Source organism: Nocardiopsis akebiae (genome assembly GCF_018316795.1).
GTDB classification, from domain to species: domain Bacteria; phylum Actinomycetota; class Actinomycetes; order Streptosporangiales; family Streptosporangiaceae; genus Nocardiopsis; species Nocardiopsis dassonvillei.
The window spans coordinates 5,107,710-5,125,815 of the sequence record NZ_CP074132.1; the positions used below are offsets into that span (position 1 = coordinate 5,107,710).

The following is an 18,106-nucleotide window of genomic DNA, read 5'->3' on the forward strand; positions in this document are numbered from 1 at the left end:
TGCGGCCTCCGGAGCACATCCCGATTCCTCCCATAATGGACATTAGGTGTATAACCCCTAGCTCACCCAGGACCGCCCTTCGCCGCACCCCGCAGTACTTCCCGGGCATCGCGAACACCGATTTTTATGACCGGAGTCTGTGACTCGGTTAACAACACCGCTCACGCGGAATACAATCCAGTGGTCGACCACTCTTCCCACCTCAGACAAGAGGACGGCGATGTCTCGATTCACTTCCCCCCTTTTCCTGAGGCAGGCGGGGGGCAAACACGTCCGCGCCCACCCACCGCCCGCCGTTGACCTGACCCGGCCCAGCGTGGCCCGGCTGCACTCCTTCCACCTCAAGGGCAAGGACCACTTCGAGGCGGACCGGGACCTGGCCAGCAGGGCGGAGCGAGCCGCGCCGGGGTTCCAGGACCTCGTGCTGGGCGAGAGGGCCTTCCTCCAGCGCGCCGTCCGCCACCTGTGCGCGGACCTGGGCATCCGGCAGTTCATCCAGTTCGGCGCGGGGCTGCCCGCACCGGGCGACCCGCACGAGATCGCACACGAGAGCGACCCCCGGGCGCGCGTCGTCTACGCCACCGACGATCCGGTGGTCCTGACCCACCACCTCGCCCTGCTCCGCGACCGGCGCACCACCACCGCGGTGCGCGCCTCGCTCACCCGTCCGGACGAACTCCTGGACAGCTCCGAGACCCGGAGCTTCCTCGACCCGGACGAGCCCGTCGGCCTGCTGCTCACCGGCGCCGTCACGCACACCTCCGACGCCGACCACCCGGCCGAGCACATCGCCGCCCTGCGCGACGCCCTGGCTCCCGGCAGCCACATGGTCCTCAGCCACTACTGCCGACCCGACTCCGCCGTCTTCCCCAAGGACGCGGCGCGGGCCGAGCAACTGGAGCAGGTCTTCGCCGAGCGCCTGCGCTCCGGCCGCTGGCGCTCCCGGCGGGCCATCCTCGACTTCTTCGAGGGCTGGCGCGTCGCCGAGCCCGGCGTGATCGAGGTCCAGCGGTGGCGCACGCTGCCCGTGGCCCCGCCGGTACCCGGCTGCTACCAGATGCCCCAGCGCAACCGCCGCCTGCTCCTCGGCGGAGTCGCCGGAATCTGAGGCGTCACCTCCGCCCCGCGTCGCAGCCGCCCGGACCGGCAGCGGGCGAGGTCCGCCACCGCGCACACCAGGCCACTCAGCCCAGTGGCCCCGACACCGAGCGGTCCCGTGTCCCGACCACGGGAACCCTCGGAGTACTCCAGCGGCCCCGAACCGCCGGCGCGGATGGTGGATGTCCGGCGGGACGACCAGGCCGCCCCGGCCCAGAGCCCCGGCACCGACGGATGGCGCCCCAGAGCACGGGCGCGGACCCGGTGCCGCCCTCCTCGCCGAAGACCGGGCGCATACCGCCCCGGGCCGTGGCCTTCCGACCGCGGCCCCGTCCAACGCACCACGCCGCCGTCCCGGCGACCGGGCAACCGGCCGGACCGGACCCGGAGCCCACAGGCGTGCCGTCACCGCAGAACACTCCGTCGGCACCGGCCGGCCGGAGCACAGCGCACGCCGCGTCCGCCGCGTGCGGACTTCCCGTGGAGACACGGAAGTTTGCCGGAAAACCTGCGGCAACGAAGTACCGACGCACGGACTCGTGTGACAGCCGAGGTGACCGGGATTCCGGGGACCGCGGCGCCCTGTGCGGGCACCAGTGCTTTCCGTGCACCGGAAGGCCCGGGTACGAAAACGACAGGGCCCCTTCCCTGTGGGGAAAGGACCCTGTCCTGCTGCTCCCGCGATTGGACTCGAACCAATAACCTGCCGGTTAACAGCCGGCTGCTCTGCCGATTGAGCTACGCGGGATAGCACCCGTCCCCGAACCCCGGGGGCTCGGCGACGTCCCCTAGCCTAGCGCGTTCCGAAGGGTGCTCGCGACGTGTTTTCGCACCTGCGCACCGGCTCCGGTCGCCCGCCCGGCCGCGGAAAGGCCGAGGGCCCGCCGGATGCTTCCGACGGGCCCTGCGAGCGCTCCCGCGATTGGACTCGAACCAATAACCTGCCGGTTAACAGCCGGCTGCTCTGCCGATTGAGCTACGCGGGATGGCGTGTGCCCCACGGCCGGGCCGCGGTGACACGTCAAGCCTAGCGTCCCCGCGGAGTGCTCGTGACCGGTGTCGGCATGTGTGGCGGGGTCGCGACGGGGTAACGTCGAGCACGGATCACGCCGATCGTCTCCAAAGGGTGAAGAGGTAGACCATGCGTTACCGGATCACGTTCGCCGCCGGACTCGCCATCGGTTACGTCCTGGGAGCACGGGCGGGCAGGGCCCGCTACGAGCAGCTCGCGCGCACCGCGCGCAAGGTGGCCGACAGCCCGGTCGTCCAGGAGGTCGCCGGGCTGGTCGGCGCCCAGGTCAGCAACGCGGGCCGCACCGTCTACGACAAGGCCGTGGACAAGATGCCGGTCACGTCCGTGCGCGACTTCCTCGCGCGGCCCACCGACGAGGAGGTCGAACTCGTCGAGTGGGAGAACCACAGGTCCAACGGCACCCAGCCTCCGGACGGGAACGGCTCCCCCGGCAACGGCGGGAAACGCTAGTGGCCCTGTTCTCCAGGGGCGTGCCCGCCGCGCTGCGCGCCCGGCTGGAGCGGGGCGAGCGTGTGCTGGCCCACGCGCCCGTCGCCTCTCCGGCCGGGGAGGCGGCGCCCCTCCTGGCCGCCACCACCCGCGCCCTGCACCTGCCCGACGGGCGCGCGGTGCCCTGGCAGGACATCGACCGGGCCAGTTGGAGCCCCGACGCCTTCACCTTCCTGGAGGAGGGCGCGGGTGAGCACACGGTGCGGCTGCGCTCGGACCCCGGCGCCGGCGGCGTGGACTACCGCCGCCTGGCCGAGACCGTCTCCGAGCGGGTCACCGCGACCATCCTGGTCAACCGCTTCGTGCCCTTCCCCGACCCGGACTCCTCCACCGGCTTTCGCCTGGTGGCGCGGCGGGCTCCCGGCGGCGCCGAGGTGGCCTGGCGCATCCACCTGGGTGAGGGGGTGGATGAGCGGGATCCGCGCCTGCCAGACGCCGTCTCCCGCTCCCTGGACGCCCTCCACGACCAGATGGGCGTGTGAGCCGCGTCCGAGGACCCCTCGCCGTCCGGCCGGTACCGGGCGGCGGGAAGGCCCCGCGCGCCCGGCACCGGACGACCGGGACCGGTCAGCAGACGTCGTAGACGTAGTCCCCGTGGCCGGGGCCGACCAGGTTCAGGTCGCGCAGGATCATCCGGGAGGGCGCGCCCGGGGCGGCGCAGGCCTCCTCGAAGGTCATCCCCGCCTCCTCCAGCGCGTGGGGGTACTCCACCGCCAGGACGTTGTCACCGTAGACGCCGGTGTAGGCCTCGCACTCGTTCCACACCGCGCACTCCTCGGTCACGGCGAAGTCGAAGCCGACCTCGTCCCTTCCGCGCTCGGTGTCCTCGGCGGCGTTCTTCTGGCCCGCGGCCATGCCGTGTCCGTGGGTGATCTCGACCAGTTCGGCGGCCAGCGCGAGGTTGTCGTCGATCGTGAGCAGGCCCTGGGAGCGCAGGTTGGAGTCGAGGTTGTCGAACTCGACCGCGTCGAAGCCCTTGTCCGCGCAGTCGGCGATGGTCTCGCCGAGGACGGCCGCGATGTCGGAGCGCTTGTCCTCGGTGGAGGTGTCCAGGAGGCGCTCGTCGGCCCAGTCCTCGTCGACGACGGGCTCGCCCGAGGCGTCGCGCAGGATCAGGTCCGCGTGCTCCTCCAGCCACCACTCCAGGTCGCCGGGCTGGGTCTGGAAGCCGTTGACGTAGCAGACGGAGTACGTCCCCTCCGCCGGTTCGGAGGTGGAGTCGCGCACCACCGTACCCACGCCGGAGGGCGGGGCGTAGGAGGCGCCGAGCTGGTAGTCCAGCGTGCCCTCGGGGAAGCCCTCGAAGGCCGCCGCCCCGGCGGCGGTGTCGGCGGTGTCCGCGGTGGAGGAGGTGGACGAGGCGAGTTCGCCGCCGCCCTGGCTCGCGCAGCCCGCGGCCAGGAGCGCCGTCAGGCCGACGGCCGCGGCGGCGCGGAGTCCGGTGGGTGTGGACATGGAGGAACCCCGTTCTGCGGCGGTGGGGTGTTCCGCCGCCTGGTGGTCGGCGGTCCCGCCGCGCGGGCGGGACGACGCCTACGGTAGGTGCTCGCGCCCGGTGCGGGGCCCGGTCCGCGGAACCCGGGGGTCACGGGCGGGGCCCGCGCCAGAACGCACGGTCACCCTAGCCACGGACGCGGTCCGGCGAAAGGCTCAGCCTCCGGGCCACCGCCGGAAGCGTTCCCCCGGGGGCCCGGAACTGCGGGAACCCGCCGGGGATGTCGGCAGGGTCACACAAGCCTCAGGACCCGACAGGAGTCACACACGGCCGGGCCGCCCGGCCGACTCCCGCGCATCGCGTTCGGCCAGCCCCCGAGCCAGCACCTCGGCCAGGTGCAGCGCCCGGCGGCCCGCCCCCTGCTCGATCTGGGTGCGGCAGCTGTAGCCGTCGGCCAGCACCAGCGTGTCCGGGGCGGCGCCGCGCACGCGGGGCAGCAGCTCGCGTTCGCCGATGGCCGCGGAGACCTCGTAGTGGCCCTCGGTGAACCCGAAGTCGCCCGCCAGCCCGCAGCAGCCCGAGTCCAGCACCTCGCCGTCGATCCCCGCGCGGGCGATCAGCTCGCGGTCGGCGTCGAAGCCGATCACCGCGTGCTGGTGGCAGTGCACCTGCGCCAGGGCCGAGGCCGCGATCCGGGGCGGCCGCCAGTCGGGCGCGTACTCGTTGAGGAAACCCGCGAGGGTGTGCACGGCCGCGGCCACCCGCTCGCTCCGCTCCCCCGGGAGCAGTTCGACCAGGTCGTGGCGGAGCGCGGCGGTGCAGCTGGGCTCCAGGCCCACGACGGGCAGCCCCTCCTCCACCAGCGGCTCCAGCGCCCGCACCGCGCGGCGCATCACCGCGCGGGCGGTGTCCAGCTGCCCGGTGGACACCCACGTCAGGCCGCAGCACACCGGCCCCCGGGGCAGCACCACGGTGAACCCGGCGTCCTCCAGCACGCGCACGGCGGCCGCGGGCACGTTCGGGTTGAGGTGGTTGCCGAAGGTGTCCGGCCACAGCACCACCCTCGGTCCGCCGACGCGTGCCCGCCCGCGCGCGGCGCGGCGCCGGAACGCGCGGGTGAAGGTGGTGCGGGCGAACGACGGCAGGTCGCGCTGGGCGGCCACGCCCGCGATCCTCTTGGCCAGGCGCGACACCCCGGGCATCCGGGCGGCTCGGTCGGCCTCGGCCGGGGCGATCGAGGCCAGGCGCGCCCAGAGGGGCAGCCAGCCCATGGAGTAGTGGGCGGCCGGGCGGACCCTGCCCCGGTAGTGCTGGTGCAGGAACTCGGCCTTGTAGGAGGCCATGTCGACGTTGACCGGGCAGTCGCTCAGGCAGCCCTTGCAGGACAGGCACAGGTCCAGGCTCTCGCGCACCTCCTCCGAGCGCCAGCCGTCGGTGATGACGTCGCCGCTGGCCATCTCGAACAGCAGGTGGGCACGGCCTCGGGTGGAGTGCTTCTCCTCCTGGGTGACCTGGTAGCTGGGGCACATGACGCCCGGCCCCTCCTGGCGGCGGCACTTGCCCACCCCGGAGCAGCGGCGCAGCGCCTTGGCGAGGTCGCCGTCGTCCTCGCGGTAGGCCAGTTCGGCCCGCGAGAGCAGCGGCAGCACCGGGCCGGGACCGGAGGGGCCGGGGACGGCGGCCACCCGGACGTCGGAGTCCAGCGGCAGCGGATCGACGATGACGCCGGGGTTCATGAGACCCGCCGGGTCCCAGATCCGCTTGAACTCGCCGAAGGCGCGGATGAGGGAGGCCGGGTACATGCGGGCCAGCAGCTCCGAGCGCGCCTGGCCGTCGCCGTGCTCGCCCGAGAGGGAGCCGCCGTGCCGGACCACGGTGTCGGCGGCCTCCTCCATGAACTCCCGGTACTCGCGCCGCCCCCGCTCGGTGGTGAGCTCGAAGTCGATGCGCACGTGCAGGCAGCCGTCGCCGAAGTGACCGTAGACCACGCCGAAACGGCCGTGGCGCTCCATGAGCGCCTCGAAGTCGCGCAGGTAGTCGCCCAGGTTCTCGGGCGGCACCGCGGCGTCCTCCCAGCCCGACCAGGCCTCGGCCCCCGAGGGCGTGCGCTGCGTGAGCCCGGCGCCCTCCTCCCGGATGCGCCAGAGCGCCTTCTGGTGGGCGGGGTCGGAGACGACGAGGGCGTCACGGGGGCGGGAGGCGCCCGACAGGGCGGCGAGCATGCCCTCCGCGGCGTCGGCGGCGTCCTGGGGGTCCTTCCCGGCGACCTCCACCAGGAGCCAGGCCCCGCCCTCGGGCAGCGGTACGCGCGGGCCGGAGCCGAACCGGTCCAGGGAGGCGACCATGCGGTGGTTGATGCCCTCGACGGTGAGCGGACCGTGGCCGAGCAGGTCGGGGACGGCGTCGGCGGCCGCGGGGGCGTCGGGGTAGCCGAGGACGGCCAGGGCACGGGCTGGCGGCGACTCGACCAGGCGCACGGTGGCGCCGAGGACGAACACGCAGGTGCCCTCGGTGCCCACGAGGGCGGCGGCGACGTCGCGGCCCTTCTCCGGCAGCAGGCGGTCCAGGGAGTAGCCGGACACGCGGCGGCGGAAGTCGGGCATCGCGGTGCGCAGCTCGGCGCGGTGGGCGTCCACGAGGCGGGCCAGGGCGGCGTGGATCCGCCCCTCGCGTCCGGGGCGCGCGGCCAGGGCGCGGTGCTGCTCGTCGCCGTCGCTGGAGCCGACGGTGAGCCGGGTCCCGTCGCTGAGCAGCACGTCGAGGGAGACGATGTTGTCGGCGGTGGTGCCCCAGGCGACCGAGTGGGAGCCGCAGGCGTTGTTGCCGACCATGCCGCCCACGGTGCAGCGGCTGTGGGTGGAGGGGTCGGGGGCGAAGGTGAGCCCGTGCTCGGCGGCGGCGCGGCGCAGGTCGTCGAGGATGACGCCGGGCTGCACGGTGGCGGTGCGCGCCACGGGGTCGATGTGCTCGATGGCGCGCAGGTGGCGGGAGGTGTCGATGACGACGCCGGTGCCGATGGCGTTGCCCGCGATGGAGGTGCCGCCGCCCCGGGGCACGATCGCCGCACCGTGCTCGGCGCAGGTGCGGACCGCCGCCACGCAGTCCTCGACGGTCTCGGGGACCACCACGGCCAGCGGGACCCGGCGGTAGTTGGAGGCGTCGGAGGTGTAGAGGGCGCGGGTGCCCGCGTCGAAGGCGACCGTGCCCCGGACACGGCTCTCCAGGTCGCGGCGCAGGGCGGCGACGTCGGTTCGGGCTGTGGTGCTGCTGTGCGGGTCGGCCATGGTGCCAGCGTGGCGGCTGCGGACGCGGCGCCGCAAGCGTGCCGCGCTGCCCGTCCGCACCGCCCCGCCGCGCCGCGCCGTCCGGAGCCGGGAGCACGGGGGACGGGGATCGGGGGCGTGGGGTCGGAGCCCGGGGTCGGGGCCGGTGCCCGGGTTCCTCCGGAACCGGTGCCCGCGCCGTACGCCCCGGAGGTCAGCCCCCGAGGGACTCGTCCATGGCCCGCACCAGCTCGCCGCGGGGGTCCATGTCCAGGTTCCACACCATGAGCCCGCCCAGCCCCTGTTCGAGCACGTACTCGCCCTTGAGGCGGATCACCTCGGGGTCGTCGTAGGCCCACCACTCGTCGCCGTCCAGGACCCAGGAGGCGCCCGCGTCCTCGTCCAGGGCGCGGGGTCCCTCGATCTCCTGGAGTTCGGAGAAGGCCATGGTCGGGCCGTCGTAGCGGTCCTCCGCGGGCCCCGCGACCGGCTGTCCCGGCCCGGGCTCGGAGGGGTCCTCCAGCCGCCAGCCGCGGCCGAAGGCCGGAACGCCCATCACGAGCCGGTCCGGCGGCGCGCCCAGGTCCACGTAGCGCCGCACGGCACGGTCGACGCTGTTGGCGTCGGCGTCGGAGGTGTACAGGTTGGAGTGGTAGGCGGTCCGCTCGCTCCACGGACCGGCGAAGTCGTAGCCCTGCACGGTGGCGAAGTCCAGGTACTCGAAGACACGCGCGTCGTAGGCCTCGCCGGCCGAGGCCCCGCCGGGCAGCGAGGCGGACAGGACGTACTCCTCGCCGGTCTGCCGGGACAGCTCGTCCATCTGGCGGCGGAACTCGGCCGCCAGGAGGGTGAAGTTGGCCGCGTCGTCGGGGTGCTCCACGTTGTCCGCGTGGCCCCCTCCCCCGGGCCACTCCCAGTCCAGGTCGATGCCGTCGAAGATCCCGGCGGCCGCCCCGTCGCCGCCCTGCGGCTCGCCCCCGGACACCGGCAGGTCGCCGCGCAGCCACAGGTCCAGGCAGGAGGCCACGAAGGCCTCCCGGGACTCGGGGGTGCGGGCCGCGGTGGAGAAGTGCGTGGACCAGTTCCAGCCGCCCAGGGACAGGCTGGCCCGCAGGCGGGGGTGTCCCTCCTGGAGCTGGCGCAGCTGGTTGAGGCTGCCCGCGAGCTCCTGCTCGTACTCGTCGGCACGCCCGCTGACGCTCTCGTCGGCGTCGTAGCGCCGCTGGTACAGCTCCCAGGGCTGGTCGTGGGTGCCCGGGACGTGGCACAGGCCCTCGGAGCTGATGTCGCCGAACGCCCACATCAGGCGGGTCAGGTGCTCGGGGGCCCCGCTGTTCTCAAGTTCCTTGACGGTGTAGCCGCGGTTGGCCACGTTCCAGTCGGCGAAGTACCCGATGCGCTCGGGGTTCCTTCCGGTCGCGGCCACGAATACCCCCGTGATCAGTGCTGCGGCGGCCACGACCGCGCCCAGGACGAGCAGGGGTCGGCGCCGCGGGGTCGGCGCGCCGTCCAACGGGGCTGGCGTGGTTCTCACACCTACGACGGTAGACGCCGAGCCCGTCGGATGAGGCGGGTCGACACCGGTTCGGCCACATCAGGCCGATCGTCCGCCGGACGGGAACCCCGGGGGCGGCCCACGCGTTGGTGGTGACCGCGGACGGTCCGGACCCGGTCGTGCGCTGACGAGCGCCCCGTGCCGCCGCTCAGCCGGTGCGCACTCAGTCGGTGCGGATGAAGTCGCGCAGGCTCCCCGCCCGCGAGGGGTGGCGGAGCTTGGCCAGTGTCTTGGCCTCGATCTGGCGGATGCGCTCGCGGGTCACCCCGAACTCGCGCCCCACCTCCTCCAGCGTGTGCGGGTGGCCGTCGGCCATCCCGAAGCGCAGCCGGATGATGCGCCGCTCGCGCTCGGACAGGCCGCCGAGGATGGCCCCCAGCTGCTCCTGGAGGACGGTGAAGGCCGCCGCCTCGACGGGGGCGACCGCGTCGGAGTCCTCGATGAAGTCGCCGAAGTCGGACTCCTCCTCGCCGATGGGAGACTGGAGCGAGACGGGCTCCCGGGCGATGCGCTGGATCTCCACGACGCGCTGGCCGACGAACCCGGCGGCCGAGGAGATCTCCTCGACGCTGGGTTCGCGGCCGAGCTGCTGGTGCAGCTGGTGCTGGACCCGGACGACCTTGTTGATCGTCTCGACCATGTGCACGGGGATGCGGATCGTGCGCGCCTGGTCGGCGATCGCCCGCGTGATGGCCTGGCGGATCCACCACGTCGCGTAGGTGGAGAACTTGAAGCCCTTGCCGTAGTCGAACTTCTCCACGGCGCGGATCAGGCCGAGGTTGCCCTCTTGGACGAGGTCGAGCAGGAGCAGGCCCCGGCCCATGTACCTCTTGGCGATGGACACCACCAGGCGCAGGTTGGCCTCGATCAGGCTCCTCTTGGCCCGCAGCCCCTCCTCGACCAGGCAGGCCAGCTCCTCGGCGGTGCGCACGCCCTCCGCGGGCGCGCAGTGCTGCGCGTAGAGGCCGACCTCGATCGCCTTGGCCAGTTCGACCTCCTGCTCGGCGCTCAGCAGCGGTACCCGGCCGATCTCGCGCAGGTAGAGGCGGACCAGGTCCGACCCGGAGCGCCGACCGCCGTCGACGACGACGGGGCCGGGGTCCTCCGAACCGGTGTCGTCGGGGCCCGAGACCTCCACGCCGATCCGGGCCAGGTGTGCGACCGCCTGGTCCAGGTAGTCCGGGGGCGCGTCCAGCCGGTCCAGGGCCGAGGCCACCTCTTCACGGCTGATGGGCCCCGTGTCGGGGAGCAGCCGGACCACCTGTCGAATGGACGGCGTTTCGTTGGTCACAACTGTTGGAGCCACGCGCCCATTGTGCCCTTCAGGGCACCCGGGAAGGGAGAACTACTATTGTCACCCCGGTGCTACATACCGCTCCGTCACATCTCCTGGAGAGCGCGTTTTTGCTGTTGGAGCGCCATGAGTTCGGTCAGTAGCCGCTGTTGCTCCTCCACCTGCGGAGTTCCCTCCAGCCGGGACAGTTCCGATCTCAGGTTTGACTCGCGCCGGTTGATGGAATGAGTCTTGATTGTGCCCAGTATTTGCCGGGCGTAATGCTCGTCGAGTTCTCCGTAGAACTCCAGCTGTTCCACAACCAAACGGGTGAGGAAATCACGCTGGGCGTCATTGGGGGCGGCCTCGCGCAGGCCGTTCACCCACGCGGCGGGGTCGTGCGCGGCGGTCACCCCGCCCGCGGCGGTGATGAGCCCCAGCACCGCGCGGTGCTGGGGGACGGTGAAGTCCTCCTCGGTGAACGCGTCGAAGCCCACGGCCAGCGAGGGGAACTGCAGGGCGATCTTGAGCGCCTGGCGCTCGCGCTGCACGGAGGGGTCGCCCGGGTTGTAGGGCGCCTCCTGCGCGTCCGGGGTGGGCAGGGGCCGCGCGGGGGCCGTCCGCTGCCCGGGGCCGCGGCCCCGGGCGCCGCGCATGTGCTGGTTGACCCGGCGCAGCACGAAGGCCTCGTCCAGGATGCCGATCCAGCGGTCCAGGTTCCTGCCGTAGTCGCGGCGCACGCCCTCGTCGCGGATGCTGGCGACCACCGGGGCGGCGGCGTCCAGGGCGGCCATCCTGCCCTCGGGGGTGGACAGGTCGTAGCTCTCCATGACGTTGCGGATCATGAACTCGTACAGCGGGGCGGCGTCCTTGACGAGGTCGACCACGGCCTGCGGTCCGTGCTGGAGTCGCAGGTCGCAGGGGTCGAGCCCGTCGGGCTGCACGGCGACGAAGGTCTCGGAGGCGAACCCGTGCTCCTCGGCGAAGGCGCGCACGGCCGCCTTCTGGCCCGCCTTGTCGCCGTCGAAGGTGAACACGACCCGGCCGCTCTGGTTGGTGCGGCCCAGCAGCATGCGGCGCAGGATCTTGACGTGGTCCTCGCCGAAGGAGGTGCCGCAGGTGGCCACCGCGGTGTCCTCCCCGGCGAGGTGGCAGGCCATGACGTCGGTGTAGCCCTCGACGATGACCGCCTTGCCCTCCCGGGCGATGTTGCGCTTGGCCAGGTCGAGCCCGTACAGCAGCCGCCCCTTGTGGAAGACGGGGCTCTCGGGGGAGTTGAGGTACTTGGGACCGTCCTCCTCGGGGTCGAGCTTGCGGGCGCCGAACCCGACCACCTCGCCGGTGACCTCGCGGATGGGCCACAGCAGCCGGTTGCGGAAGCGGTCGTAGGCGCCGCGCCGCCCCTGGCTGGCCAGGCCGCCCTCGACCAGCTCGGCGTCGGTGAAGCCCTTGCGGCGCAGGTGCGCGGTGAGGTTCTCCCATCCGGCGGGGGCGTAGCCCAGGCCGAAGTGCTCGGCGTGCGCGCGGTTGAACCCGCGCTCGTCCAGGAAGCGCCGGGCGGTGACCGCGCCCGGGGAGAGGAGCTGTTCGGCGTAGAACTCGGCGGCGGCGCGGTGGGCGTCGAGCATGCGCTGGCGCTTGCCGGTGTCGTGCCTGGCGGCGCTGCGCCCGCCCTCCTCGTAGCGCAGGGTGATGCCCGCTTGGCGGGCGAGCGTCTCGACGGCCTCGGTGAAGCTGAGGCTGTCGATCCTCTGGAGGAAGGAGATGGTGTCCCCGCCCTCCCCGCAGCCGAAACAGTAGAACAGGTTCTTGGAGGGGGTGACGTTGAAGGAGGGGGACTTCTCGTCGTGGAAGGGGCACAGTCCCTTCAACGACCCGCCCCCGGCGTTGCGGAGCTGGAGGTACTCGCCGATCACGTCGGCGATGGGCGCGCGCTCGCGTACGAGGGCGATGTCTTCGTCTCTGATCCGGCCTGCCACGGACTCCAGGGTAGTTCTCCCCGCCGACACCCGGACCGCCGTCCGCGGTCCGGTCCGCGGTCCCGCCCGTCCCCGCGCCGTGAGGGCCCTCCCCCGAGGCGCGGCGGCGCCGGTGCCCGGATTTCCCCGCCGCGCCACCGAGCGGCCACCTTCCGGTCGGTTCCGCGCCGGTGAGCCCTGGATCGGGAGACGCACCAGGCTCCGGCCAGAACGCCAGAGCCACCACCCCACCCAAAGCCAGCGCAGCAGGCCGCAGAGCCCACCACAGCACGGGAATTCCCCGAAGCCTCCCACGCGTGTTCGTACTCCGTGCCATGCTCACCCTCATGCGCACCCGATTCCCGACACACGGCCCGACCCCTCCACGGTGGGCGGTCGTAGAGGCCGCCCGTCCCGGACGGGACGCGTCGGCCCTGGTGGGTCGAGATGGTGCCCGGTGAGCCGCAAGGTGCCTCTCGCCCCGGGTCAGATCTCACGTACCGCGTGCGCCCCGGTCGTGCTGCGCACTGGGGTGGAGGAGAGAACCGGCGAACTCGTGTCCGCCCAGGTGGTGGCCCAGCGGGTGGACTGGTGCGCCGACCTGGTCTCCGCCATGGCGACCGAACTGTTGCAGGCCCGCTTCAACGCCGTTGACGTGAGCGCGCTGGCGTCCGGGGTGGACGCGGCTGGGCGGCCGCTGCCGTCGAACGCGTGGATGGCGCTGCGCCGCCTGGGCTGGACCGTCGCACTGCCGCAGGGTGTGCGGGTCAACGACCGGATCGTGCGCATGGCCCAGGAGATGGCCGGGCGGGCTTTGCGCTCGGCGCAGTGGCGCGTCGATCTGACCTCGGGGGTGCTGGCCGCTTGGCCCGCCGATCCCGCCCGGCGCACCCCCGCCGAGTGGGACCGGGTCCGTGCGCGGGTGCCCGGCGGAGAGCACCTGCCCTCCACCATCATCGGTTCCCGTACCCGGCAGATCACCGCGTTCGCCCGCAAGCACGGCCGAATGCCGGTCGACCTGTTCGAGTTGGAGGGTGTGCCCCGCACCGCGCGGATGCTGGTGCTGTCGGCGTGCGATGCCCAGCAGGCGAGTCTGGAACGCCATGAGAGCGATCCGGGCCGGGTTCTGCTGCGGCTCAAGCTGCCCACCCGCTCCGACCCGCGCACGTATGCCGATTGGACGTGGGTGGCCTGTCCCCTCACGCTGCCGCCCACCGTCCCCCCGGGCGCGGTGCTGCACCTGCCCACCCTGCGCCCGCAGGGCGGCCGGGTGCGGGCCGATCTCGCTTACAGCCACGCTGTGCCCAAGGCCAAGCCCGGCGGGCACACGGTCGCGTTGGGTGTGGACTGGGGTATGAACACCCTGTTGTCCGGGGGCGCTGCCCGCCTCCACCACGACGGCACGATCACCGCGCTGGGCTCGGGCGCGGTGTTCCGGGCCTCTGGGGTGTTGGCCAAGCAGCACCGGCTGCGCCGCCAGGGCGAGTTGCTGCACGCCAAGACCGACCACTACCAACGCCTCACCGGCGGAGACACCGCACATCCCCTGCACACCAAACACGCCGTCCTGACAGAAGAGGCCCGGCGGGTGTCCGACAGGCGCTCCCGTCTCAACGACGCCCTGGCCGCCTCCGCTGCCCGGTGGGCGGTGGACCAGGCCATCGCCGCCGGGGCCACGGTCATCTTCGTGGAGGACCTGCGCTCGATGGAGGCGCGGGGCATGGGGCGCACGATGAACATCCGCCTGTCCCAGCAGGTGCGCGGACGCGTCGTGGAGCGGATGCGCCATGCGGCCGCCGAGGTGGGGATCGCGGTGGTCACCGTGCCCTCGAAGAACACCTCCAGGCGCTGCCCCCGCTGTCTGGCCCCGCTTCAGCACCGCAGAGCACCCGACCAGCCCGCACCGGGGTGGAGATGGGCCCTGTGTCCCGACCGGGGCGGTTGCGGGTGGCAGGGCGACCGCGACGCCGGAGCCTGGCAGCGCGTGGCCGCACGCGGCCTGACCCACCAGGCCAGAACCGTCACCGACCGCGCCACGGAGGCGATGGGCATCCGTACGGTGGTGGAGGCCCTCGAAACCCGCGCGGTGGTCACCGCACCGGCCACCACGAAGACCCGTCGGGGGGACCGGTCCAAGACCGGACCGACCCGGCGACGACTCACACGCCCCGCGCCCAGGCGACGCAGGGCACCCTCCCCCGTCAGACCACACGGTCGGGCGGGTCAGCGTCCGGAGGGGCACGCACCACCGGACCGGTCCCGGCTGCCCCGCGCGGCCCACCGGCACCAGGGCGTGAACACGATCAGCCCACCCATCACTCGGCGCAGACCGAGAGGGGCGGCGCTGGGCGCGGGTTTCCACCTGCACGCCCACGCCACCCCACCACGGTGGCAGATCCCGTTAGCGGGCACGATGTCTTCTATCGGATCACCAGGCTAATCAGAGACGCTCGGCACAGGTGCGCGGACTCCCCCACACGTCCGGCCACGGCACGTGCGCGGCGGTGCTCGCCGCGGCCCTGGCGGCGGCGGGCTGCTCCGCGCCCGAGCAGAGCACGGACGCGACGCTGCGGATCCTGGCCGGGAGCGAGATCGCCGACCTTGAACCGCTGCTGGAGGAGGTCGGAGAGCGCACCGGGGTGACGGTGGAGCTGGAGTACACCGGCACGCTGGACGGCATGGCCCGGATCGCCGCGGGCGACCGACAGGGCGAGGGCGGGGAGTACGACGCGGTGTGGTTCGCCTCCAACCGCTACCTCAACCTGGACGGTGGGGGCCGGTCTGCGATGCACGAGGAGACGCCGGTCATGCTCTCCCCGGTGGTGCTGGGCGTGGACGCCGACCGCGCACGGCAACTGGGCTGGGACGGGGGCGCGGAGGTGACCTGGTCGGACGTGCACCGGGCGGTCGCGGAGGAGGGCTTCACCTACGGGATGACCAACCCGGGCACCTCCAACTCGGGCTTCTCCGCGCTGATCGGGGTGGCCTCGGCCATGGCCGACACGGGCGCGGCGCTGCGGTCCGAGGACGTGGAGCGGGTGGGACCGGAGCTGGCGGAGCTGACGGGCGGCCGGGTGTTCGACGCCCGCGAGCAGGACCTGGAGCAGGTCTTCCGGGAGATCCGGGGGTACCAGTAGGCCCCCGGACCTCCCGGAGGCGGTCTCCTCAGGAGGAGGCCCGGGCCCGGTCCGCCGTGGGCGGCGGGCCCTGGGACCCGTCCCCGCCCCGGCTCGCCCCGGAGGAGGGCGGGGGGACGGAGACGGTGACGGGCCCGGCGCTGACGCGGCGCTTGTTGTAGATGTCGAAGGCGACCGCCAGGAGCAGCACCAGCCCCTTGATGAGCTGCTGCCAGTCCACGCCCAGGCCGATCAGGGACATGCCGTTGTTGAGCACGCCCATGACCAGGGCGCCGATGACGGCTCCGACGACGGTGCCCACGCCCCCGGAGGCGGAGGCGCCGCCGATGAAGGCCGCGGCGATGGCGTCGAGTTCGAACATGGTCCCGGCGCCGGTCGTGGCGGCGTTGAGCCGGGCGGTGAAGACGAGCCCGGCCAGCGCCGAGAGCACGCCCATGTTGACGAACACCCAGAACGTGGTGCGCTGGGTGCGGATGCCCGACAGCGCGGCGGCCTGCTCGCTGCCGCCGACGGCGTAGACCCTCCTGCCCATGGTCGTGGAGCGCATGACGAACGAGTACCCGGCGATGAGCGCGACGAGCAGCACGCCCACGACGGGCAGCCCGTTGTAGTCGGCGAGCACGTAGGTGAACGCCAGGATGGCCGCGACGATCACGGCCGAGGAGGCGGCGGTGACCGGTGCGGGCTGGACCGGGAGCCCGTACCCGATGGAGCGGGACCGGGAGCGCCACTGGATCCACACCAGGGCGGCGGCCCCCGCCGCGCCCAGCAGCAGGGTGGGCGGGTGGAGGCCGTCCCCGGTCTGCCAGGGCAGGAACCCGCTGGCGATGTCGCGCAGGGAGGGCGGCAGCGGCGCCACGGACTCCCCGCCCAGGACGGCCAGGGTCGCGCCGCGGAAGACGAGCATCCCGGCGAGGGTGACGATGAAGGCCGGGACCCGCACGTAGGCCACCCAGAATCCCTGCCAGGCGCCGATGAGCGCGCCGAGCAGCAGTGCCACGGGCACGACCACGACCGTGGGCAGCCCCCAGGAGGTGAGCATGATGGCCGACACCGCGCCGGTGAAGGCGACCACCGAGCCGACCGAGAGGTCGATGTGGCCGGTGACGATGACCAGCATCATCCCGATCGCCAGGATCAGGATGTAGGAGTTCTGCATGATCAGGTTGGTGACGTTGAGCGGGGTGAGGAGCAGGCCCCCGGTGAGGATCTGGAACAGCACGATGATGGCCACCAGGGCGGCGGCCATGCCGTACTGGCGGGAGTTGCCGCGGGTCAGCGCGCCGCCGAGCCGGGAGAGTCGGGAGGTTGCGGTGGGCTCTTTCACGGGTGTCCCCCGGTTCGCGTCATCAGTCTCATGAGGGTTTCCTGGTCGGCCCCCTCACCGGGGACCTCTCCGGTGATGCGTCCCTCGCACATCGTGTAGATCCGGTCGCACATGCCGAGGATCTCGGGGAGTTCGGAGGAGATCAGCAGCACGCAGGCGCCCTCCGCGGCGAGGCGGCGGATGATGAGGTAGATCTCGTACTTGGCGCCGACGTCGATGCCGCGGGTGGGCTCGTCGAGGATCAGCAGTTCGGGCCGGGTGAACATCCACTTGCCCAGGGCGACCTTCTGCTGGTTGCCGCCGCTGAGGGTGCGCACGGTCTGGGTGGTGCCCCGGCTCCTGACCCGCATGCTCTCGCTCGTCCTGGCGGCCTCCACCGCCTCCAGGCCGGGGTCGAGGACGCCGCGCGCGGACACGCGGTCCAGGGCCGCCAGCGTGGTGTTGTGGCGGATGTCGTCGTCCAGGATCAGACCGAGGGTCTTGCGGTCCTCGGGCACGTAGGCGAGGCCGCCGCGGACGGCGTCGGCGACGCTGGCGGTCGAGAGTTCGGCGCCGTCCTTGAGCAGGGTGCCGCGGACGCGGCGCCCGTAGGAGCGGCCGAACAGGTTCATCGCGAACTCGGTGCGCCCGGCGCCCATGAGGCCGGCCATGCCCACGACCTCCCCGGCGCGCAGGGTCAGGCCGACCCCGTCCACCACGCGCCGACCGGCCTGGGTGGGGTGGTCCACCGTCCAGTCGCGGACCTCGAAGCGCACCCGGCCGACCTGGCCGGTGCGCGGCGGGTGGCGCTGGTCCAGCGCGCGGCCGACCATCCCGCGGATGATGCGGTCCTCGTCGATCGAGGGGTTGCCGTCGGCGTCGCGCTCCACGGCGAGGGTCTCGATGGCGCGGCCGTCGCGCAGGATGGTGACCTCGTCGCACACCCGCACCACCTCGCCGAGCTTGTGTGAGATGAGGATGCACGTGACGCCCTGGTCGCGCAGGTCCAGGAGGAGTTCGAGCAGCCGGGTGCTCTCCGCCTCGTTCAGCGCGGAGGTGGGCTCGTCCAGGATGAGCAGCCGCACCCGTTTGGCCAGGGCCTTGGCGATCTCCACGAGCTGTCTGGCGCCCACGCTCAGCGCCGAGACGGGCGTGGCCGGGTTCTCGTCCAGGCCGACCCGGCGCAGGAGTTCGCGGGCCCGGGCGTGGGTGGCGCCCCAGTCCAGGACGCCGTAGCGGGCCTGCTCGTGGCCGAGGAAGACGTTCTCGCTGATGGACAGCTGCGGGATGAGGGCGAGTTCCTGGTGGATGATGGCGATGCCCGCGCGTTCGCTGTCGGCCACGCCCGAGAAGGCGCAGGGCTGCCCGTCCATGAGGATCTCGCCGCTGTGGGAGCCCGTGGGGTGGACCCCGCTGAGCACCTTCATCAGCGTCGACTTGCCCGCGCCGTTCTCCCCCATCAGGGCGTGGACGCGGCCGTGGCCGACGGTCAGCGACACCCCGTCCAGGGCCCGCACCCCGGGGAAGTCCTTGCTGATGTCGCGCATCGTCAGGAGCGG

General features: G+C 72.9%; 11 protein-coding genes, 2 tRNA genes and 1 pseudogene. 5 read left to right on the plus strand and 9 right to left on the minus strand.

The genetic code is table 11. The annotated features are described in order from the left end of the window. Positions 1–220: 220 nt before the first annotated feature. Positions 221–1,108, plus strand: coding sequence for an SAM-dependent methyltransferase (locus KGD83_RS21895; protein ID WP_212640948.1), 888 nt, complete (start codon positions 221–223; stop codon positions 1,106–1,108). Positions 1,109–1,773: 665 nt separating this feature from the next. Here the strand turns inward: KGD83_RS21895 and KGD83_RS21900 are convergent. Together KGD83_RS21900 and KGD83_RS21905 are read right to left on the minus strand one after the other, a co-directional pair. Next, a tRNA-Asn gene (locus tag KGD83_RS21900) sits at positions 1,774–1,846 on the minus strand. Between the two features lie 165 nt (positions 1,847–2,011). Further along, a tRNA-Asn gene (locus KGD83_RS21905) sits at positions 2,012–2,084 on the minus strand. A gap of 155 nt (positions 2,085–2,239) precedes the next feature. On the opposite strand from KGD83_RS21905, the gene KGD83_RS21910 reads away from it, so the two are divergent. Together KGD83_RS21910 and KGD83_RS21915 are read left to right on the plus strand one after the other, a co-directional pair. Beyond that, positions 2,240–2,581 carry a hypothetical protein gene (locus tag KGD83_RS21910; protein ID WP_212640949.1) on the plus strand — a complete coding sequence of 114 codons (342 nt, stop codon included), beginning with the start codon at positions 2,240–2,242 and terminating at the stop codon, positions 2,579–2,581. Next, positions 2,581–3,102, plus strand: coding sequence for a hypothetical protein (locus KGD83_RS21915; RefSeq protein WP_212640950.1), 522 nt, complete (start codon positions 2,581–2,583; stop codon positions 3,100–3,102). The genes KGD83_RS21910 and KGD83_RS21915 overlap by 1 nt, the downstream gene beginning before the upstream one ends. 85 nt (positions 3,103–3,187) lie before the next feature. Here KGD83_RS21915 and KGD83_RS21920 read toward each other — a convergent pair whose 3' ends face one another. From KGD83_RS21920 to dnaG, 5 genes are all read right to left on the minus strand, one after another. Continuing rightward, a complete protein-coding gene (locus KGD83_RS21920) occupies positions 3,188–4,075 on the minus strand; it encodes an endo alpha-1,4 polygalactosaminidase (protein WP_212640951.1) in 888 nt (295 codons plus the stop codon). 300 nt (positions 4,076–4,375) lie between these two features. Beyond that, entirely contained in the window at positions 4,376–7,339 is a 2,964-nt protein-coding gene (locus KGD83_RS21925) for an FAD-binding and (Fe-S)-binding domain-containing protein (RefSeq protein ID WP_212640952.1), read from the minus strand. Positions 7,340–7,532: 193 nt separating this feature from the next. Beyond that, positions 7,533–8,852: a glycoside hydrolase family 18 protein gene (locus tag KGD83_RS21930; RefSeq protein ID WP_249351989.1), complete on the minus strand. Its 1,320-nt coding sequence runs from the start codon at positions 8,850–8,852 to the stop codon at positions 7,533–7,535. A 184-nt stretch (positions 8,853–9,036) separates the two neighbouring features. After that, positions 9,037–10,134: an RNA polymerase sigma factor RpoD gene (gene rpoD, locus KGD83_RS21935; RefSeq protein ID WP_212644552.1), complete on the minus strand. Its 1,098-nt coding sequence runs from the start codon at positions 10,132–10,134 to the stop codon at positions 9,037–9,039. Positions 10,135–10,253: 119 nt separating this feature from the next. Further along, positions 10,254–12,125 carry a DNA primase gene (dnaG, locus tag KGD83_RS21940; protein WP_212640953.1) on the minus strand — a complete coding sequence of 624 codons (1,872 nt, stop codon included), beginning with the start codon at positions 12,123–12,125 and terminating at the stop codon, positions 10,254–10,256. A gap of 436 nt (positions 12,126–12,561) precedes the next feature. Between dnaG and KGD83_RS21945 the strand changes: the two genes are divergently transcribed. Both KGD83_RS21945 and KGD83_RS21950 read left to right on the plus strand, forming a co-directional pair. Next, positions 12,562–14,544, plus strand: coding sequence for a zinc ribbon domain-containing protein (locus KGD83_RS21945; protein WP_212640954.1), 1,983 nt, complete (start codon positions 12,562–12,564; stop codon positions 14,542–14,544). A gap of 19 nt (positions 14,545–14,563) precedes the next feature. Then, positions 14,564–15,178 (plus strand): annotated as a pseudogene (locus KGD83_RS21950) (hypothetical protein); the annotation flags it as partial. Positions 15,179–15,269: 91 nt separating this feature from the next. Here KGD83_RS21950 and mmsB read toward each other — a convergent pair. Together mmsB and KGD83_RS21960 are read right to left on the minus strand one after the other, a co-directional pair. Then, complete coding sequence (gene mmsB / locus KGD83_RS21955) at positions 15,270–16,568, minus strand: multiple monosaccharide ABC transporter permease (RefSeq protein WP_212640955.1); 1,299 nt, start codon at positions 16,566–16,568, stop codon at positions 15,270–15,272. After that, positions 16,565–18,094 carry a sugar ABC transporter ATP-binding protein gene (locus KGD83_RS21960; RefSeq protein WP_212644553.1) on the minus strand — a complete coding sequence of 510 codons (1,530 nt, stop codon included), beginning with the start codon at positions 18,092–18,094 and terminating at the stop codon, positions 16,565–16,567. Before KGD83_RS21960 ends, mmsB begins: the two co-directional genes overlap by 4 nt. Positions 18,095–18,106: the final 12 nt, after the last annotated feature.

Coding starts and splice junctions, on each gene's coding strand:
- KGD83_RS21925 (WP_212640952.1), bottom strand. CDS start 7,339: ATGGCCGACCCGCACAGCAGCACCACAGCCCGAACCGACGTCGCCGCC.
- KGD83_RS21910 (WP_212640949.1), top strand. CDS start 2,240: ATGCGTTACCGGATCACGTTCGCCGCCGGACTCGCCATCGGTTACGTC.
- KGD83_RS21920 (WP_212640951.1), bottom strand. CDS start 4,075: ATGTCCACACCCACCGGACTCCGCGCCGCCGCGGCCGTCGGCCTGACG.
- KGD83_RS21895 (WP_212640948.1), top strand. CDS start 221: ATGTCTCGATTCACTTCCCCCCTTTTCCTGAGGCAGGCGGGGGGCAAA.
- KGD83_RS21960 (WP_212644553.1), bottom strand. CDS start 18,094: ATGCGCGACATCAGCAAGGACTTCCCCGGGGTGCGGGCCCTGGACGGG.